The sequence below is a fragment of the Kosakonia sp. N21 genome (assembly GCF_050587465.1).
Lineage (GTDB): Bacteria > Pseudomonadota > Gammaproteobacteria > Enterobacterales > Enterobacteriaceae.
This window is the reverse complement of sequence record NZ_JBOBHR010000002.1, coordinates 392,789-411,456: the sequence shown is the minus strand read 5'-3', so window position 1 is coordinate 411,456 and position 18,668 is coordinate 392,789. Positions and strand designations below refer to the sequence as shown.

At 53.5% G+C, this 18,668-nt stretch carries 19 protein-coding genes and 1 tRNA gene; 9 read left to right on the top strand and 11 right to left on the bottom strand.

Annotation, left to right across the window (positions count from 1 at the left end; genetic code table 11):
- Nucleotides 1–114 precede the first annotated feature (114 nt).
- From ACQ3G7_RS05660 to ACQ3G7_RS05645, 4 genes are all read left to right on the top strand, one after another.
- Nucleotides 115–1,263: a porin gene (locus ACQ3G7_RS05660; protein ID WP_263097731.1), complete on the top strand. Its 1,149-nt coding sequence runs from the start codon at nt 115–117 to the stop codon at nt 1,261–1,263.
- Between the two features lie 301 nt (nt 1,264–1,564).
- On the top strand, nt 1,565–2,401 hold the full coding sequence (locus ACQ3G7_RS05655; RefSeq protein ID WP_430889151.1) for a MetQ/NlpA family ABC transporter substrate-binding protein: 837 nt from the start codon (nt 1,565–1,567) through the stop codon (nt 2,399–2,401).
- A gap of 57 nt (nt 2,402–2,458) precedes the next feature.
- The gene (gene sfbB, locus ACQ3G7_RS05650; RefSeq protein WP_430889150.1) at nt 2,459–3,481 is read left to right on the top strand and encodes a virulence-associated ABC transporter ATP-binding protein SfbB; all 1,023 of its coding nucleotides are present in this window, start codon (nt 2,459–2,461) and stop codon (nt 3,479–3,481) included.
- Entirely contained in the window at nt 3,474–4,133 is a 660-nt protein-coding gene (locus tag ACQ3G7_RS05645; RefSeq protein WP_263097728.1) for a methionine ABC transporter permease, read from the top strand. The genes sfbB and ACQ3G7_RS05645 overlap by 8 nt, the downstream gene beginning before the upstream one ends.
- 102 nt (nt 4,134–4,235) lie before the next feature.
- Here ACQ3G7_RS05645 and purK read toward each other — a convergent pair whose 3' ends face one another.
- The 4 genes from purK to ppiB all read right to left on the bottom strand — a co-directional run bounded on the left by purK (nt 4,236) and on the right by ppiB (nt 7,160).
- Nucleotides 4,236–5,303 (bottom strand): 5-(carboxyamino)imidazole ribonucleotide synthase, encoded by a 1,068-nt coding sequence (gene purK / locus ACQ3G7_RS05640; RefSeq protein WP_430889149.1) that lies wholly within the window; start codon nt 5,301–5,303, stop codon nt 4,236–4,238.
- Nucleotides 5,300–5,809 carry a 5-(carboxyamino)imidazole ribonucleotide mutase gene (gene purE, locus ACQ3G7_RS05635; protein ID WP_263097726.1) on the bottom strand — a complete coding sequence of 170 codons (510 nt, stop codon included), beginning with the start codon at nt 5,807–5,809 and terminating at the stop codon, nt 5,300–5,302. Before purE ends, purK begins: the two co-directional genes overlap by 4 nt.
- Nucleotides 5,810–5,939: 130 nt before the next feature.
- Nucleotides 5,940–6,662 carry a UDP-2,3-diacylglucosamine diphosphatase gene (gene lpxH / locus ACQ3G7_RS05630; protein WP_430889148.1) on the bottom strand — a complete coding sequence of 241 codons (723 nt, stop codon included), beginning with the start codon at nt 6,660–6,662 and terminating at the stop codon, nt 5,940–5,942.
- A 3-nt stretch (nt 6,663–6,665) separates the two neighbouring features.
- Nucleotides 6,666–7,160, bottom strand: coding sequence for a peptidylprolyl isomerase B (ppiB, locus tag ACQ3G7_RS05625; RefSeq protein WP_263097724.1), 495 nt, complete (start codon nt 7,158–7,160; stop codon nt 6,666–6,668).
- 173 nt (nt 7,161–7,333) lie between these two features.
- Between ppiB and cysS the strand changes: the two genes are divergently transcribed.
- On the top strand, nt 7,334–8,719 hold the full coding sequence (gene cysS / locus ACQ3G7_RS05620; RefSeq protein WP_263097723.1) for a cysteine--tRNA ligase: 1,386 nt from the start codon (nt 7,334–7,336) through the stop codon (nt 8,717–8,719).
- A gap of 68 nt (nt 8,720–8,787) precedes the next feature.
- On the opposite strand, the gene ACQ3G7_RS05615 is transcribed toward cysS, so the two are convergent.
- The 5 genes from ACQ3G7_RS05615 to folD form a co-directional block, all read right to left on the bottom strand.
- Entirely contained in the window at nt 8,788–9,309 is a 522-nt protein-coding gene (locus ACQ3G7_RS05615) for a metal-dependent hydrolase (RefSeq protein ID WP_263097722.1), read from the bottom strand.
- 110 nt (nt 9,310–9,419) lie between these two features.
- On the bottom strand, nt 9,420–10,436 hold the full coding sequence (gene malI / locus ACQ3G7_RS05610; protein ID WP_430889147.1) for a Mal regulon transcriptional regulator MalI: 1,017 nt from the start codon (nt 10,434–10,436) through the stop codon (nt 9,420–9,422).
- A gap of 86 nt (nt 10,437–10,522) precedes the next feature.
- Nucleotides 10,523–12,022, bottom strand: coding sequence for a PTS transporter subunit EIIC (locus ACQ3G7_RS05605; RefSeq protein ID WP_430889146.1), 1,500 nt, complete (start codon nt 12,020–12,022; stop codon nt 10,523–10,525).
- A 266-nt stretch (nt 12,023–12,288) separates the two neighbouring features.
- On the bottom strand, nt 12,289–12,501 hold the full coding sequence (gene ybcJ / locus ACQ3G7_RS05600; protein WP_263097719.1) for a ribosome-associated protein YbcJ: 213 nt from the start codon (nt 12,499–12,501) through the stop codon (nt 12,289–12,291).
- Nucleotide 12,502: 1 nt separating this feature from the next.
- Nucleotides 12,503–13,369: a bifunctional methylenetetrahydrofolate dehydrogenase/methenyltetrahydrofolate cyclohydrolase FolD gene (folD, locus tag ACQ3G7_RS05595; RefSeq protein WP_263097718.1), complete on the bottom strand. Its 867-nt coding sequence runs from the start codon at nt 13,367–13,369 to the stop codon at nt 12,503–12,505.
- A gap of 278 nt (nt 13,370–13,647) precedes the next feature.
- Here folD and ACQ3G7_RS05590 point away from each other — a divergent pair.
- Nucleotides 13,648–13,724 (top strand) — tRNA-Arg (locus ACQ3G7_RS05590).
- 39 nt (nt 13,725–13,763) lie between these two features.
- On the opposite strand, the gene ACQ3G7_RS05585 is transcribed toward ACQ3G7_RS05590, so the two are convergent.
- Nucleotides 13,764–14,012 (bottom strand): hypothetical protein, encoded by a 249-nt coding sequence (locus ACQ3G7_RS05585; RefSeq protein WP_430889145.1) that lies wholly within the window; start codon nt 14,010–14,012, stop codon nt 13,764–13,766.
- A gap of 595 nt (nt 14,013–14,607) precedes the next feature.
- On the opposite strand from ACQ3G7_RS05585, the gene ACQ3G7_RS05580 reads away from it, so the two are divergent.
- The 3 genes from ACQ3G7_RS05580 (at nt 14,608) to ACQ3G7_RS05570 (ending at nt 16,945) form a co-directional block, all read left to right on the top strand.
- Nucleotides 14,608–15,075: an Hsp20 family protein gene (locus ACQ3G7_RS05580; RefSeq protein WP_430889144.1), complete on the top strand. Its 468-nt coding sequence runs from the start codon at nt 14,608–14,610 to the stop codon at nt 15,073–15,075.
- A 285-nt stretch (nt 15,076–15,360) separates the two neighbouring features.
- A complete protein-coding gene (locus ACQ3G7_RS05575; RefSeq protein ID WP_430889143.1) occupies nt 15,361–15,843 on the top strand; it encodes an anti-virulence regulator CigR family protein in 483 nt (160 codons plus the stop codon).
- A gap of 211 nt (nt 15,844–16,054) precedes the next feature.
- A complete protein-coding gene (locus tag ACQ3G7_RS05570) occupies nt 16,055–16,945 on the top strand; it encodes a diguanylate cyclase (RefSeq protein WP_430889142.1) in 891 nt (296 codons plus the stop codon).
- Between the two features lie 174 nt (nt 16,946–17,119).
- Here the strand turns inward: ACQ3G7_RS05570 and ACQ3G7_RS05565 are convergent, their stop codons facing one another.
- Nucleotides 17,120–18,628 (bottom strand): TolC family protein, encoded by a 1,509-nt coding sequence (locus ACQ3G7_RS05565; protein WP_430889141.1) that lies wholly within the window; start codon nt 18,626–18,628, stop codon nt 17,120–17,122.
- Nucleotides 18,629–18,668 lie beyond the last annotated feature (40 nt).

The window sequence follows — 18,668 nt, the reverse complement described above, 5'->3', positions numbered from 1 at the left end:
CATCAAATATTTAGTAGCACAAATCATTAAAAAATCCCTATAAACGTTCCGTTTATTACAGATAGTATCTGCATGCTAAAAATTATTTAGCAGTGTCTATCTCAAGGGAAAAACATGAAAATAAAAACAACTGCCGTGGCGACAGCCATCGGCGCCGCAGTGGCATTGATGTCTTTTGCAAGCCAGGCGGAAATCACCGTCCTGAAACAGGATCCAAAAGCGGGCGATCCGCTGAGTCGTTTGAATTTCACCGTAGGTGGGTCTATCCGCGCGCAGTTTGATAACGCGATGGGTGACATGGACAAAACATCCTACAAACGTAACGGGTATGACGGCGGCACGCGCTTCCGTTTTGCTGCGGATTACTACCTGTTTGATGATATTAGCTGGATCAGCTACTACGAACTGGGTGTCAACGTTCCGGCGGTGTTCGACTGGGACAGCCATTATGCTGAAGGCAGCAACTATACGTCCCGCCGTATGTTGTACACCGGTCTGAAAAGTAAGACCTGGGGTACCATGACCTTCGGTCAGCAGAACAGCGTGTACTACGATGTGGTCGGTGCGAAAACTGACGTCTGGGACTACGATATGAAAGCCCAGGCATCGGGTAACGGTGTGAAAGGCGATTACGACGGTTCTTATCGTTCACGCAAAATGCTGAAATATAAGAATAGCTTCGGTGACGCTGATCTTTACGCATCCTACCTGTTCGAAGATACCGATCTGCTGCTGAAAAACAGCGTGCGTTACAAACGTAATGGCGGCGGTTCACTGGGCGTTGATTACCACCTGGCCAAAAACCTGACATGGGGTACGGCGTGGAACTACACCAAAGCCAACGTGCGTAACAGCAGCAGTGGCGATACCGATTCTTACAGCCAGAACATCTACGGTACAGCGCTGAGCTGGACGCCGGATAACTGGACCTTCTCCTTCGGCGGCGGCTGGTACGAAAACTTCCTCACCACCGGTCAGAAAAATGTTCATGACTACTTCGCGGGCGACGCGTGGGGTATTGAATATTATGCTGGTTACAAAATCCCGGTGGGCCAGTACGGGCTTAAATATGTCCAGCCGTACGTGATGGGCGACCGTCTGAAATACACCACCGGTCGTTACTATCAACGTATCGACAACGGCCTGGGTGTGACCGTTCAGCTGGATTACGGTTTCCGTGTGGATTACGAACACGTGTTCACCAACAGCACCGACAAAGCTCTGGGCGATATGAACATCGTTCGTCTGCGTTACGACTTCTGATAAGTCGATGGGTATTTGCCGGATGGCTTCGTTAAAATCCGGCAATGCTTAGCTATAAAAAGCATAACGAGAGTGCCAGCACCCTGCTCAGGGTAGGGCTTTTCGTTATGCTTCATTGTTTTACCTCGCCAGGATCTCCCCGCCATTCAGTGACATAGTTCACAGCAAGTTGAATTTTTTTCAATTACCGCCGCGTTGCGTTTGTGCCATCTTAGACGACAGCCTTATTCACAGGGTGAAAATGGAACGCGCCGCATTGCACGCCGCGTCACACAGCAGACCAACTCGTTAGGGAGAATTTATGGGACGTCGTCTCAGTTTGCGCGCCCTCGTCGGCGCATTACTTCTGGTATGTGGTTTACCGTTTGCTCACGCCAGCAGCGATCCGCACACCATTGTGTTCGGCGTTGCGCCGGGGCCGTATGGCGATATGGTCAAACAGGCGATTGCGCCATCGCTGAAAGAGAAAGGCTATAACGTTGTGGTGCGCGAATTCAGCGATTACGTGCAGCCTAACATGGCGCTATCGAACGGCAGCATCGACGCCAACCTGTTCCAGCACAGCCTCTATTTCGATAAATTCACTGCCGATAAGGGCCTGAAACTGACCAAACTGCTGGCCGTGCCGACGGCGGGGATGGGGTTTTATTCCCACAAAATCAAAAGCCTGGATGAGTTGAAAAAGGGCGACATTGTGACGCTGTCCAATGACCCGACCAATCTGGCGCGCGGACTGCGTTTCCTGCAATCGCTCAATATTATTACCCTCAAAGAGAATATCGACCCGACCAAAGCCTCCGAGCGGGATATTGCCGGCAACCCGAAAGGGCTGGTGTTTAAACCGCTGGAAGCGGCGCAATTGCCGCGTACGCTGGATAGTGCGACGGCATCACTGGTCAACGGTAACTTCGCCATTGCCGCCGGAATGGATCTCGCTTCAGCGCTAAAACAAGAGCATCTGGATGAGAACCTGAAAAACATTATTGCCGTGCGCACCGAAGATGCGGACAAGCCCTTCGCCAAAGACATCGTCGAAGTGGTGAAATCGCCCGCCTATCGCGCGGTGATCGACGACCCGAAAAACATCTTTACCGCTTTCCAGAAACCCGAATGGATGGCTGTCGCCGACAAAAAATAACCATCAGGTTGAGTTTACGGGCAGGCTACGGCCTGCCTTTTGCCGTTTGAGGTTTACATGATTGAAATAGAAAAGGTTTGCGTGGACTTTCCCGCAAGCCGCGGCGCAACGGCAACCACCCGGGCGGTGGACGATGTGACGTTGCGTATTGCGCCGGGTGAGATCTTCGGCATTGTCGGCACCAGCGGTGCGGGCAAAAGTACGCTGCTACGCACGCTGAATGCGTTACAGCGGCCGAGTCAGGGCAGCGTAAAAATCAATGGCGTGGCGATTTCTGCGCTTCAGGGCTCGACGTTGCGTCAGGCGCGTCAGCGTATTGGTATGATTTTTCAGCATTTTAACCTAATGCATACCCGCACCGTGGCGCAGAACGTGGCCTTCAGCCTGAAAGCGGCGGGCTGGGAGCGCGCGAAGATCGCTCCGCGCGTGGCGGAAATCCTTGAGCTGGTCGGTTTGAGCGATAAAGCGAACCGCTACCCCGTGCAGCTTAGCGGTGGGCAGAAACAGCGTGTCGGCATTGCCCGCGCCATTGCCAACCATCCGGATGTGCTGCTCTGCGATGAGCCGACTTCGGCGCTGGATCTGGAAACGTCCGCCACCATTCTGGCGTTACTGAAGCAGATCAACCAACAGCTAGGCATTACCATCGTGCTGATCACCCACGAGATGAATGTGATCAAATCGATCTGCGATCGGGTGGCGGTCATGTCCGGCGGCAAGGTTGTGGAAGAAGGGGAGGTGTTTGATCTCTTTGCCCACCCGCAACATGCTTTTACGCAGCAGCTGGTGTCGCACACGCTCAATTTAACCCTGCCGGAACGCCTGCGGCAGCATCTGCCGGGGCAGCTACTGAAGATCCTGTTTATTGGCGATTCCGCCGAGCAGCCGGTGCTTTCCGATGCGGCGGTGAAATTTGGCGTGGCGGTCAATATCCTGCACGGCAAAATCGAGTACATCGGTGAGAAAGCGCTGGGGATCTTAGTGGTTCAATTAACGTCTGCGGACAACCCGACCGTCTTGAGCGAGGCCGTGGACTATATTCGCAACCGTACCGCACAGGTGGAGGTGATCCGTGGATGATTTAGTGGCCGACCTGAGCCTGGCCTTTGGCGAAACCTTCCAGATGCTGAGCATCTCAACGGTGCTGGCAATCATTGGCGGCTTGCCGCTCGGTTTCCTGATTTTCGTCACCGACAGGCATCTGTTCTGGCAAAACCGCGTGGTTTACCTGGCGAGCTCCGTGCTGGTGAATGTGATCCGCTCGGTACCGTTCGTGATCCTGCTGGTGCTGTTGCTGCCGTTAACGCAGTTTCTGTTGGGTAACACCATCGGGCCGATTGCGGCGTCGGTACCGCTGTCAGTGGCGGCGATAGCGTTCTATGCCCGTCTGGTGGACAGCGCGCTGCGCGAAGTGGATAAAGGCATTATTGAGGCGGCGGAGGCCTTTGGCGCCAGCCCGTTACGCATTATCTGTACCGTGTTGCTGCCGGAAGCCAGCGCCGGGTTACTGCGTGGTCTGACGATTACGCTGGTCAGCCTGATTGGCTATTCGGCGATGGCGGGGATTGTCGGCGGCGGCGGTGTGGGCGATCTGGCGATTCGCTACGGCTATTACCGCTACGAAACGCAGGTGATGATCGTCACGGTGGTGGCGCTGATTATTCTGGTGCAGGTGGTGCAGGTGCTGGGAGACTGGCTGGCGAAACGCGCCGATAAACGCGATCGCCATTAATACAGCATTTTGCATGCAGGCCCGCTCAGCGTAATCGCCAGCGGGCATTTCTGCCGGATGGCAGCGTTGCCTCATCCGGCTTGCAGATGAGCAAACCCGCCGTTATGACAGAGTTGACTGCGCCCAGGCAATGCCGCTGGCATATTCCGGCGGCAACAGAGGAACCAGCGCTTCCAGCGTCGCGCTCAGGCGGGCGGTATCGGTATCGTTCAGATTCAGATGGCCCACTTTGCGCCCCGGTCGCACCTCTTTGTCGTACCAGTGCAAATGCACCAGCGGCAGTTTCAGCCAGTCGTAGTTCAGATCGCTACCAATCAGGTTGATCATCACCGAAGGGCTGTTCACCACCGGCGGCGGCAGCGGTAAATCCACCACGGCGCGCAGATGCAGCTCAAACTGGCTGATTGATGCGCCGTTTTGCGTCCAGTGCCCGCTGTTATGCACACGCGGCGCCAGCTCATTAATCAATAAACCTGACGGGGTGACGAAGCACTCCATCGCCATCACGCCAACGTAGTTCAGTTCATGCATAATCGCCGACAGCATGGCTTCTGCCTGTTTTTGCTGCGCTGCGTTGGGCTGCGGGAACGCTACGCTTGCGCGCAGGATCCCATCCTGGTGCAGGTTATGCGTCAGCGGGTAAAACACGGTGCTGCCATCATGGGCGCGCGCGCCAACCAGCGACACTTCCCCGAGGAAATGAATGCCCTGCTCGACGATGCACTCGCCATAGCACTCATCCGGCAACCGGTCGATCTCTTCCGCACGTAAGCGCCACTGCCCGCGACCGTCGTAACCGCCCACGCGGCGTTTTACAATCGCCAGCTCACCAAGGCGGGCAAAAACCGCAGGCCATTCGCTTTTTTCTGCCAGTAACTGCCATGGCGCTGTCGCCAGCGAGAGTTTATCGAAGAGTTGTTTTTGCGTGAGGCGGTCGGCAATCACCGGAAATACATCACGGTTGACGAACGCCGGGTGACGTTCCAGTTCGCGGGTCAGGGCCGTTTCCGGCCAGCGCTCGATTTCCGCCGTAATCACACTGTGCTGAAACGGCACCGCTTGCGGATCGGCATCCAGCCCGACGGGCCAGACCGCAATGCTGAGCGGCTCTCCCGCCTGGCGTAACATGCGCCCGAGTTGACCATTGCCTAATACGCAGACCTGTTTCATGCCGCACCTCGCGGGTCCGGGTTATCCAGCACCTCATCGGTCTGCGCTTTACGCCAGTCCGCCAGACGCTGATGCAGCGCGGCGTCGTGCTGCGCCAGAATCTGCGCCGCCAGCAGAGCTGCATTGGCTGCGCCTGCTTTACCAATCGCCAGTGTGCCCACCGGAATACCGCGTGGCATTTGTACTATGGAGTAGAGACTGTCCACGCCGCTTAACGCCGCGCTTTGTACCGGCACACCCAGCACGGGAACCAGCGTTTTTGCCGCGATCATTCCCGGCAGATGCGCTGCGCCGCCAGCGCCGGCAATGATCACCTGATAACCGTTGTTTTCCGCGTTTTCGGCGAAGCTGAACAGTTTATCCGGGGTGCGGTGTGCAGAGACGATTTCAACATGGTGCGGGACGTTCAGGGTATCGAGGATTTCTGCGGCGAACTGCATGGTTGCCCAGTCGCTTTTCGAGCCCATAACAATGGCGATGCGCGCCGGTTGGTTGCTTGAAGACATGCGTCTCAAAACTCCTGTGGGTGTGCTTCAGACTACATAAGAGGGCACAGAGAATAGCATGTAAAACGGTCAAGGAAAACGGTTGCGTGGCGATGTTTCGCGGATCTCTCGCCGTACTACGCAGCCAAAATCAGAAAGGGAAAGGGATCAATTCCACGTCACTCTCGCTCACCCGCACCATTGACCCTTCGCTGTGCCAGGCCCCTAATACCGCGCGAAAAGCCGGCGCGTTATTTGCCGTCAGGGTATGAATGTACGGACGATGAGTATGACCATGGATCAGCCATTGTACGCGGTGTTTTTCCATCGTCCCGACGACCGCTTGTGCATTGACATCCATGATCTCCAGCGATTTGTTGCTGTTGGCGGCGCGGCTGTTAGCCCGCATTTTCCGGGCAATACGGCGGCGGATAAAGAGCGGCAGGGCGAGAAACAGCGCCTGTAACCAGGGCTGGTGGACTTTGGCGCGAAATGCCTGATAGCCGGCATCGTCGGTGCATAACGTATCGCCATGCATAATCAACACGTTACGGCCATACAGCGTCAGCACCTGTTCTTGCGGCAGGAGTTGCATGCCGCTGGCGCGGGCAAAACGTTTACCGAGCAAAAAATCACGGTTGCCGTGGATGAAGTAGCAGGGTACGCCGCTGTCGACGAGGGATTTAATCGCTTGCGCGATTTGCTGGTGCAGCGGGGTGGGGTCGTCGTCACCAATCCAGGCCTCAAACAGATCGCCCAGGATATAGAGCGCATCCGCCTTTCGCGCTTCTCCCGCCAGAAAACGCAGAAAACCGGCGGTGATCGCCGGTTCTTCTGTTTGCAGGTGTAAATCTGCGATAAAGAGTGTCGCCACGAATTACTCGCTAACGGTCACGCTTTCAACAAGCACGTCTTCTTTCGGTACGTCCTGGTGCATACCGCTGCGACCGGTGGCGACCGCTTTGATTTTGTCCACAACGTCCATGCCTTCAACCACTTCGGCAAACACGCAGTAGCCCCAACCCTGCAGGCTTTCGCCGCTGAAGTTCAGGAAGTCGTTGTCGACCACGTTGATGAAGAACTGCGCGGTGGCGGAGTGCGGCGCCTGAGTACGCGCCATTGCCAGCGTACCGCGGGTGTTTTTCAGGCCGTTGTTGGCTTCGTTTTTAATGGTGTCTTTTGTCGCTTTCTGATTCATGCCCGGTTCAAAACCGCCGCCCTGGATCATAAAGCCATTAATAACACGGTGGAAAATGGTGTTGTTGTAGAAACCTTCACGGCAGTAGTCCAGGAAGTTTTTAACTGTTTCAGGCGCTTTGTCATCAAACGTTTTGATTACGATGTCGCCGTGATTAGTGTGGAAAGTAACCATTATTGCATCCTGTTCTGATAGTGTGGTGCGTAGACCCGGCAATGGGCCAGAGATAGTCGCTTGTTATAGCATAACCGGCAGGTTGGATCACCTTGCAAAGTGTGCTGCTTCGGGTTTGAATTACGGGTAATATATGCAGCTTTCGCTCCACACACGTCTACATGGAATCTTCGATGTTAAAAATCTTTAATACACTGACGCGCCAAAAAGAGGAATTCAAACCTATTCATGCCGGGGAAGTCGGCATGTACGTGTGTGGTATTACTGTTTACGATCTCTGTCATATCGGCCATGGCCGTACGTTTGTTGCGTTTGACGTGGTCGCCCGCTATTTGCGTTTTCTCGGCTATCAGCTGAAGTACGTGCGCAATATCACCGACATTGATGACAAAATCATTAAGCGCGCTAATGAAAACGGCGAAAGCTTTGTGGCGTTGGTCGATCGCATGATTGTCGAGATGCATAAGGATTTTGACGCGCTGAATATTTTGCGTCCGGACAACGAACCCCGTGCGACGCATCATATCCACGAAATTATTGAGATTACTGAACGTCTGCTTGAGCGCGGTCACGCGTATGTCGCGGATAATGGCGATGTGATGTTCTCTGTGCCGACCGATCCGACGTATGGTCAGCTTTCCCGTCAGGATCTGGATCAATTGCAAGCCGGCGCGCGCGTTGAAGTGGCGGAAGTGAAGCGCAACCCGATGGATTTCGTATTGTGGAAAATGTCCAAACCGGGTGAGCCGAGCTGGCAGTCACCGTGGGGCGAAGGGCGTCCGGGCTGGCATATTGAGTGTTCAGCGATGAACTGCAAACAACTGGGCTCGCACTTTGACATTCACGGCGGCGGTTCTGACCTGATGTTCCCGCACCATGAAAACGAAATTGCCCAGTCGACCTGCGCCCACGATGGCGAATACGTCAATTACTGGATGCACTCCGGCATGGTGATGGTTGACCGCGAGAAGATGTCGAAATCGCTGGGTAACTTCTTTACCGTGCGCGATGTGCTGAAGTACTACGATGCCGAAACCATCCGTTACTTCCTGATGTCGGGTCACTACCGTAGCCAGCTTAACTACAGCGAAGAGAATCTTAAGCAGGCGCGTTCTGCACTGGAGCGTCTGTACACCGCGCTGCGTGGTACGGATACGTCGGTCGCGGCGGAAGGCGGCGAGGCGTTTGAAGCCCGCTTTATCGAAGCGATGAACGATGACTTTAACACGCCTGAAGCCTACTCCGTGCTGTTTGATATGGCGCGTGACGTTAACCGCCTGAAAACAGAAGATGCGCATGCGGCAAACGCGCTGGCGGCGCATCTGCGTAAATTGTCCGGCGTGCTGGGCCTGCTGGAGCAGGACCCGGATCTGTTCCTGCAAAGCGGTGCGCAGGCGGATGATGGCGAAGTTGCCGAAATCGAACAGTTAATTCAGCAGCGTCTGGATGCGCGTAAAGCGAAAGACTGGGCGGCGGCGGATGCGGCGCGCGACCGTCTTAATGAGATGGGTATCGTGCTGGAAGATGGCCCGCAAGGGACCACCTGGCGCCGTAAGTAACAGAGAATAAACAGGCCGGATAAGCGTTAGCGTCTTATCCGGCCTGTTAACGACAAAACGGCGGGCGGTTAACGCCTGCGCCACCACAACAATCCCATCACCACCGCTCCCGGCAGCCACACCCACAGCAATTCTGAGATAATCACCTGATGCCCGTACGGCGTGTTGTAGCGTGATAACGCGAAAGGCGCGACTTTAATCACCTGCCACGGCGCAAAGAAACGTTCATCTGACCAGGGCCATAGCCAGCCAACACCTTTACCCCCGGTGGTTATCGAATCCAGCAAACTGTGCGACAGCAGCGATACCGTCAGAAATGCCCAGCAGCGCAACAGACTGGCTTTAAACCATTTTCGCCCCAGCCACGTCACCAGCAGCGGCACCACGAAGGCAAACAGCAAGGAGTGTGTAAACCCGCGATGACCGAACACATTGCCGTAGGCAATACCAAATTTAAACGCCAGTACGTCGGCGTCCGGTAGCATGGCCAGGCCAATACCCGCCAGCAATAAACCGCGTGGAATAACTTTGCTGCCGAGGCCTAAGCCAAGGCAAAGGGGAACGGCAGCATGGGTGACAATCGTTGGCATGGGGTATGTCTCTGAGCAAAAAGGGAATTATAGCGCTGTCGTCAGGCAAAATGAGTGCGGTGTTATCTGAATCTTCTGCCGTTATAATCGTGCCCGCATTTCCGCGCTGTTTATGCCGATTCCCGCGCGATTAACTGACCAGAGAGCGTAATCCGCTGCGTTTGCAGCGTCGGATCTTTCAGCTTTCGCATGATCAGCCCAGCCGCCTGACGCCCGGTCTCCTCGCTGGCGGACGAGACATAGGTAAACGAAGGGGAGGTGAGGTTCACATGCAGCATATCTTCGAAGCCGACCAGCGCCACCTGCTGCGACAGGAACACATCTTTACCGACCGTATGACCGGTCTGGTGAATACCCGAAATGGAGCCGATCATGGCGTCCGGGGAGTGACAGAGCAGGGCCGTAATGGTGCTGTTTTTTTCCAGTAATTCCCGGACAGCATAGCCTGCCGCCCGGGTGTCATCGCTGCATGCCGGGGTGGACTCTTCACGCAGAACCAACCCATATTGCGCCATGGCATTGCGAAACCCTGACAAGCGCTGCTGGCGGATCAGGTCGCCTTCGATACCGCCAATATAGGCGATATTTCGGTGGCCGCGCTCAATCAGATAACGCGTGGCGAGATTTGCCGCCTGGCGGTTATCACGCATCACCAGATTACACGGCTCATCGAGCAGAGTCTGGGACACCACGACCAACGGGAGCGGGCATTCACGGATTTGCGCAGGCAGGGTAGTGCTTCGCGTATCGGAGGCGAGGTAAATCACACCCGCGACGCCTTGTTGTTTGAAAGAGAGCAGGCAGCGTTCCAGGTGCTCGCCGTCATTCAGTGGCTGCCCGAGGAAGACCATATAGCCCTGTTTTTCCAGCTCCTGAACGATGCTGGCCATCACTTTGATGGAAAAGCTGTCGCTGAAATCGCGCAGGATCAGCCCGATAAGATTAGAGGTGTTGGCACGCAGGTTGGCGGCGGCAACGTTGTGAACATAACCGAGCGCATCGATAGCCGCATGGACTTTATCGATGGTCGCATGTGAGATTTTCCCTTTCTGGCGCAGCACCAGCGAAACGGTTGAGACCGAAACGCCGGCCTGTTTTGCGACATCAATGATGCTGACTTTCTTCAAACCCGCTCCCTGAAATTTCACGATAATCAGCCTGATACCACAACGTCCCCCGGCAATACCTGGAGACGCATCAGGCCGTTATCATATTATTTGCCGATCATTGTGGACATGGTCTGGGCGATAAATTGTGCCCTCGCGCCGAAAATAACCTGAATGCCGCTATCACCGACGAACACCACGCCGCGCGCCCCCAGTCCGTTAAGACCATCTTTATCCACCTTGTCGCTCTTCGCCACTTCCAGGCGCAGACGGGTAATGCAGGATCCGACAGAGTCGATGTTCTCTGCGCCGCCCAGCATGCTGATGATTTCGGTGGCCAGTTCGCTATCCGTTTTATCATTCGCCGTGGCTGTGACTTCGGTTCGTCCTGGCGTTTTTACATCAAAACGACGGATCACGAAGCGGAAGGTGAAGTAGTAAATCAGCGCCATCGGAATACCGACGATAACCGCATTCAAAAAGTTGGTCTGGTAACCGTTAAACGACGGCAGAATACCGAAAGAGAGATAGTCGATAAACCCGGCGGAGAACGATTTGGCGATATGCGCGTGCAACAAGTACATGGTCATGTACGCCAGACCAGCCATGATAGCGTTAAAGACGTAGAGGATCGGCGCCACGAAGATAAAGGTAAATTCGACAGGCTCGGTGATCCCAGTCAGGAAGCAGGTCAATGCCGCAGAGAACAGGATCCCGAACGCAATTTTTTTATTGCGGGTATGCGCTTCGTGGTACATCGCCAGGCAAGCCGCAGGCAGTGCAAACAGCATCAGCGGAAACTCGCCCTGCATAAATTTACCGGCATTCTGGTAGGTGTCGCTGCTAAAGGTTTTGGTGCCTTCTTCCAGCATTTTGAACCAGATAGTCTGGTCGCCGTGGATAACCTGGCCTGCCTGGGTGGTGTAATCGCCAAACGAATACCAGAATGACGGATACCAGATATGGTGCAGACCGAGCGGGATCAGCGCGCGTTCGACCAGACCAAAAATAAAGGTTGAGGCGGCCTGGTTATCACCATTGACAATAATCGACAGCGCATCGATTCCCGCCTGGATATGTTGCCAGACATAGGGCAGCAGCAGGCCAAGGATAAACGACAGGAATGCGGTGGCGATGGCGACAAAGCGCTTACCGGAGAAGAACCCGAGGAATTCCGGCAGTTGCATGGTGTGGAAACGGTTGTAGCACCAGGCGGCCAGAATGCCGCAGATAAGCCCGCCGAAGACGCCCATTTGCAATGTCGGAATGCCGACCACCATCGCGTATTTACCGCCCTGCGAGGCCATCTCCGGCGTAATGCTTAGCATCGTGCCGATAGTAATATTGGTGACAAATACGGACACCGCCGCCGACAGTGCCGCAATGCCGGATTCCGATGCCAGCCCAACCGCCGAGCCGATAGCAAAAAGCATCGGCAGGTTGTCAAAAATAACCCCGCCTGCATTCATCATCAGCGGTAAGTGGAATTTATCACCGAAGGCCAGTAACAAGCCCGCGGCAGGTAGCAGCGAGATGGGCAGCATTAAGGCGCGGCCGATCATCGACAATTTAGACAACGATTTAACAAACCCTGATATCAGACTCATGCTGATCTCCCCCGAAAGTGCGCTCTTTTAGCGCTGTTATTGTAAGTAGAACGTTTTAGTAGAACGTTCTACTTATCGTGAGAGAAGCAAGCGTCAGCCGCAACTAAATTTTTACATTCAGCCAAATGAGATCGTGATTCTTTGAGGTTGATCGATAATTAACCGTGATAGGTGAGGGGAGATAACAACACGTTCCCCTCACCCAATCCTCTTCTCCAGGAGAAGAGGGGGGGCAGTTTTCGCTCTCCCCGAACGGGGAGTGAGGCTTACGCGGTAACGGTGATGCTCTGGCCTTCAAAGCTCACGATCTGCCCGGCGACGATTTTGCAGCGCTTGCGCGTTTCGACTGCGCCGTCCACTTTCACCAGGCCGTCGGCGATGGCGATTTTCGCCTGCGCGCCGCTTTCGCTCCAGCCTTCCAGTTTCAGCAGATCGCACAGCTCAACGTGCGGGTGTTTACCAAGGGAAAATGTTGCCATCTTATGCGCCTTCTACATCATGATATTCTTCACACGCTTGCAGCGTGTTCTGGATCAGGGTGGCGACGGTCATCGGGCCGACACCCCCCGGAACGGGGGTGATATATGAGGCGCGCGCCGCGGCTTCTTCATAAATCACATCGCCGACGACTTTACCGTTTTCCAGGCGGTTAATGCCGACATCAATCACGATAGCGCCTTCTTTGATCCACTCGCCGGGAATAAACCCCGGTTTTCCCACGGCGACGATCAGCAGATCGGCGTTTTCCACATGGTGGCGCAGGTTGCGGGTGAACCGATGCGTCACGGTGGTGGTGCAACCCGCCAGCAGCAGTTCCATGCTCATCGGGCGACCGACAATATTGGATGCGCCAATCACGACCGCATTCAGGCCGTAGGTATCGATGTTGTAACGCTCCAGCAGCGTAACGATACCGCGCGGCGTGCACGGGCGCAGGCGCGGAGCGCGCTGACACAGGCGACCGACGTTATAAGGGTGAAAACCGTCCACATCTTTGTCTGGTGCAATGCGCTCCAGCACTTTCACGTTGTCGATGCCAGCAGGCAGCGGCAACTGAACCAGAATGCCGTCAATGGCGCTATCGGCATTCAGTTTGTCGATAAGCTCCAGTAATTCAGCTTCGCTGGTGGTTTCCGGAAGATCGTAAGAGCGGGAGATGAAACCCACTTCCTCGCAGGCTTTGCGCTTGCTGCCGACATAAATTTGCGATGCAGGATTGCTGCCAACCAGTATGACAGCCAGGCCCGGTGCGCGTTTTCCGGCCGCCAGACGCGCCCGAACTTTTTCCGCAACCTCAGAGCGCACCTGCTGCGCAATCGTTTTACCATCAATAATCTTTGCTGCCATCAGAGAGAGGATTCCATCTGTCATTCAACTAAGGGGGATGCGACTATTTTGTCAGAAGCGCGACGTGCTGTCAGTTACCGTTTGCGGTTTTCCTCCCCGCGACCGCCCGAAACAGGAGCAAGAGCGGGGCGCATTTGGCGGTTCGCGACCGGGAAACGTTGTGAAAGTGTGCACTGCCGTTCACTAAGCAAGCAACTGGCGGAAAAGTCATTGACTCACCAGGCGCTGACCGTATAATTCCAGGCGTTTCCCCTTGCAGGGAGCATCATCCACGAAATGCGCCCTTAGCTCAGCTGGATAGAGCAACGGCCTTCTAAGCCGTAGGTCACAGGTTCGAACCCTGTAGGGCGTACCATTTCGAAGTAACCAGACGTCAACCGCTACCGCTTCAGCATCAACCCTGGGAAGACGATTTAAGCTTCACTCCCGTAATTCTGGATGCCACCGCTTTTGCCGCGTCGAGCTTTGCTTTCCCCGATTCAGACTGTGTGCCCGATTCAAATGCTTTGAAGTTAAGCTCGATGTTCTCAATGGCTTTATCTTTGAAAAATTGAGGCAGCTCTGTGAACAGGGACTGAAAAATTATCTCATACGCTAAAGCACGAGACTGCAGATCATTAATCACGTCTTCTACTGGCTTCATAACCTCTCCTCAAGAAACTCTATGGCGTTCACCGACAAACAAGAAATGCTCTGTCGCGCATATCGCTGCGATGTGAATATTTAATATCGTTCAGATAGACAAATAAAACCAGCGGACGCCATCACCAAATTGGACCGGGAGTTAATCGGGATGGCATAGCGGGGGGAAGTTTGTTTCATATAAAATAAAAACTGGCAGATGCGACATCGGCACCGCCAGTAAATAAGTTGGTTCTTGTCATAAGTCATATCCATTATACATGTTATAGCGCACCGTCCGAAAACAGACTAATCGCAAATTGCTGCATTCCGATTCATAAAATTAATGATCCTGGTAGTAGTGCTGGCTGCGACTTCAAGCTGGCTTATGGTCATCGGCTAAATTTTCGATACGATTACGTTATGGCGAACGGATAGTCGGGCTGCCTGGCCTGGATGGTTTATCACTCACCGCCTCTGAGCCCTTAACATGCAAGGTTGAAAAAATTTCCACTTTTCCCCTTGAAAAACGGTTGGCAGGAATTATTTATACCAACGGACAAGCAACGCTTGCCTGTAACTTGAGCTTTTGAATCGATTATTCAGGAGGTTAATTTATGGCACTCAGAACCTTGTCAGCACTCCCAGGCTTTTCTGATTCTGCTTTTGCTGACCGTTTTAACCGTATCGACAGACTATTTAGCCAGTTAACCGGGGACTCCCCCGTTGCATCGTTACCGGCCTACGATCTGAAAAAAGTCGATGCAAACAACTACCTGTTAAATGTCAGCGTGCCGGGCTGGAAGGAAGATGAACTCGAAATCGAGACCGTCGGCGGTAACCTTAATATTTCGGGTAACCGTGCTGAGAACGAATCTCAGGATGAACAAGGCTGGATATACAAAGGCATACGTCGTTCAGACTTTCGTTTGAGTTTTTCCTTACCGGAACATGCCCGCGTCAGCAACGCAAAACTTGAAAGCGGGCTTTTACAGCTCTCTATTTATCAGGACATTCCGGAGAGTGAAAAACCGCGCAAAATTGCGATCGAAAACGCCAACAACGTTATCGAGCATCATGCCTGATAGGTTCGTGTTAATGTGATGTCTGTCTGAGGCCCGCGAAAGCGGGCCTTTTTGTAACTCTAATCGGTATAAATAGTGTGACCGTTATATAATAAAACACCAAGCGTTAGCTTAATTTCTTAAGGTTTTGTATCGCGCTGAATATAATGATGTTTCAGTGGTAAGGGTTATTTTTTAATCTTTAATGCAAATTTTTGCAGGCGAAAAAATAAGAATTAGAGAGATAGAAAATTCGCATGTCTATTTTAGAATTAAAAACAGTACTACCACCCTGAAGGAATGATCATGTTTACGCGTCGCAGTATTTCAACCGCTATAGCCGCAGTGATTTCATTATCTGTGCTGGTTACCCCTGTACTGGCTAATCCCGGTAACGGGCATGGCAATGGTAATGGGAACGGAGGCGGTCACGGCAATAGTGGCAATCACGGTAACAATAGCGCCTCTGCACAGCAATCAAATGGGCAGGGTAAAAATAAAGGCAAACCCGATCACGTAGAATCCGATATCAGTTTCTCAACCGCGCGCGAGCTGGCGGTTAACTATGGTCTGGTGGGGTATCAGGCCTTACCTCCGGGCATCGCGAAAAACCTGGCCCGCGGCAAACCGCTCCCTCCGGGCATTGCCAAAAAGACAGTCCCGGCCTCAATGCTGGGTCAGTTGCCCTATTATCCGGGCTATGAGTGGCGCATTGTGGGTGATGACTTAGTGCTGGTTGCATTGAGTACGGCAATTGTGACCGCCATCATCAATGGCGTGTTTGATTAAACGTCAGGCGCTTCTCCTCCTTTATATATCCAACGATAACACAGGGCTGTCAGCATTGCTGGCAGCCTTTTGCCTTCAGGAAATGCAACGCTACGTTTATTGCCGGCTTGAAGTTTTTTGACAATAACCTTACTTGTCATGCCGGTTTGCTTTACGGAATTATAGTTGCTTTTTGTTATTATTTGAAAAATATAACGGAGAGGAACGAATAATGAATAGGGAATATAAGTATATTGATGCCACTATTTCCGGGCTTAATAAATCATCGGATGCGCATTTCAAATGGTTGGTTAAAGTGCTGTATTATGTTTCGAAGAAACATGAGCATGCTTCAGATATCACAAGCTGTAATGCACATTCGCGTTGCGAATTCGGTATCTGGCTTCAGCAAAAACTCAAGGAAGACAGAGATGATAAAAGTTATCTGCTGGATATTCATCATAAGCACATCCGCATACATGAAAAATGCCGTGAGCTGATGGCGGTCTTGACGTTCAATGAAGCCTCCGCTGATTCATTTGGGGCGTTTGCATCAGCGCTGTTGGCCTTTAACCAGTCGTTGACACTCTACAAGACGCACCTTTTGCAGCGGCGCACCAGCTTTGATGCCTTAACCGGCCTGCCGTTGCGTCGGACGCTTGATGAGTCCTTTGATAAGACATCAGAAAAGTTTGCGAAAGACGGTCTCTATTTGCTGCTTCTGGACATTGATCATTTCAAGAAAATAAATGACAACTATGGTCATTTAACTGGCGATCAGGTGTTACGCGCATTGGCTATTCAGTTAGAAGATGAGACGCGCAAGTGTGAGCCTGTTTATCGTTACGGTGGTGAAGAGTTTATTATTTTACTTCATGCCTCCAGTGATGAAGATGCCTTTGCCATCGCGGAAAGGATCAGATTATTGGTCGCCAATACGGAAATAGCCGCTGGCGATCACGGCATAACGTTTACTGCCGGGTTAACCCAGGTGCATGAAAATGAAAGTTTGCACAGAGTACTGGAAAGAGCCGATAAAGCCCTCTATCACGGCAAACATACCGGGCGGAATCGGTGTATCTATGTAAACCGATATAGTGATATGTACAAAATTGCGGTATGAAATGATCGGTACAGGCAACCGTGACGATATTTACGTATCAGGAATGCCTTAAGCCACCCGTGTTTGCGGGTGGCTTTTTTCTCGTAGCGCTTTGCTGGAAACCCTGAAAGGTTATTACTGAAGCCTGCCAGATGGGCTGGCGCCCCTGTTGCAGGCGCCAGCAATAGCCATAGATCAGAACGACTGCATGGCGCTGATATTGCCTTTTTGCCAGTTGCTTTCTGACTGGCGTAGCGCCTGACTGATGTCGACCAGACGATCGGACGGCAGCGTTTTGGGCAGTAAATCCAGCCCGACGGTTGAGAGGATCTGACCGTAGGTGTTGCGCAGTTCTGCATAGGCCAGATCCTGACGCAGATTGGCATTCAGCGCGTTCAGTTCCCCCTGAATCAGCTGCAACTCCCCGATACTGTTCGCCTTGTAGCGGTTTCTCAACTGCCCGGCAATCTGACCATCCAGATCGCTCAGCTCCTCACTGGTTTTGTACTGGCGCTGCGCTTCATTGAAATTCGCACGGGCGACGTACAGCTGCGCCATGATGGCCAGCGACATCGCCTGGCGTTGAACTTCCGAGACGCTCTCATTGGCCTTCGCCGTTTTGTACGCCGCAGGACCGGACAGCAGATTAAACAGGTTCCAGGTGACCTTCACTCCCACATCCGCCCAGCTCTGGTTCACCATAAACGAGTTGCTGTCATAGTGACCGCCGGCGCTGACCTCCAGCCCCGGCAGCATCCGCAGCAGCGATTTGCGGGTTTCGGCTGCATGAATGCGCACCTGATAATCCTGCTCTTTCAGTTCCGGGCGATTTAACAGCGCTGTCTGCTCCAGGGTGGCGAAATCGACATTCAGTTGCGGTACCGTCATGTCATCTTTTTCCGGTAACGCCAGCGTATAGGCGCTATCCAGCGGAAGGTTCATTAAGGTCGCCAGCTCGGTTTTCGCCAGCGATAACGCCCGCCGTTGCTCTTCCAGTTGACGCACGGCATCAATCAGCGTGCGGCGATAACTCAGTACTTCAACCGGATCGCCCACCTGCTGCGCGCTCATATGCTCACTCGCTTCACGCGCCTGGTTAACCCGGTCAATCAGACTGTCGATGCGGCCCAGCAGGCGTTCTGCCGCCACGGCCCGCCAGTAGGCTGAACGCACATCCTGAATAACGGTATGCACGACTTTGCGTTTGCGTTCATCGGCGATCCAGCGCTGATCGGCCCGTTGTTTGGCGCTGACATAGCTAACGCCGAAATCCAGTACGTTCCAGACCATGGTCAGGTCGGCGACGTCACGGTTCTGATCCAGCGAGGTAGACGGCTCCAGTGATTGCCGCCCGGTTTCAACGCTTCGGCTGCTGGAGGCGCTGGTATTGCTGCGGCCAACGTAGCCGGCCGACATGGCAATCTGCGGCAGCATGTCATAGCGCGCAAGCTCCAGTTGCTGTTGCGATAACGCCTGCTCCATCACCTTAAGACGGGCTTCCAGGTTGTATTTAAGTGCCCTCGCCATGGCGTCATAGAGCGTTATCGGCGCGGTGACCGGCTCCTGTTTGCTGAACATGGCGATTTTGTCCTGCTGAATACGCTGCTCACCTTCCGTTTTGGAAACCGGCTGGCTGTTGACGGCGCAGCCGCTCATGGCCACTATGATGAGGCTCAGACTGAAAAGTTTACGACCCTTTAACACGATTCCACCCCTGCTGACTCTTGTTGTTATTGTCACCCAC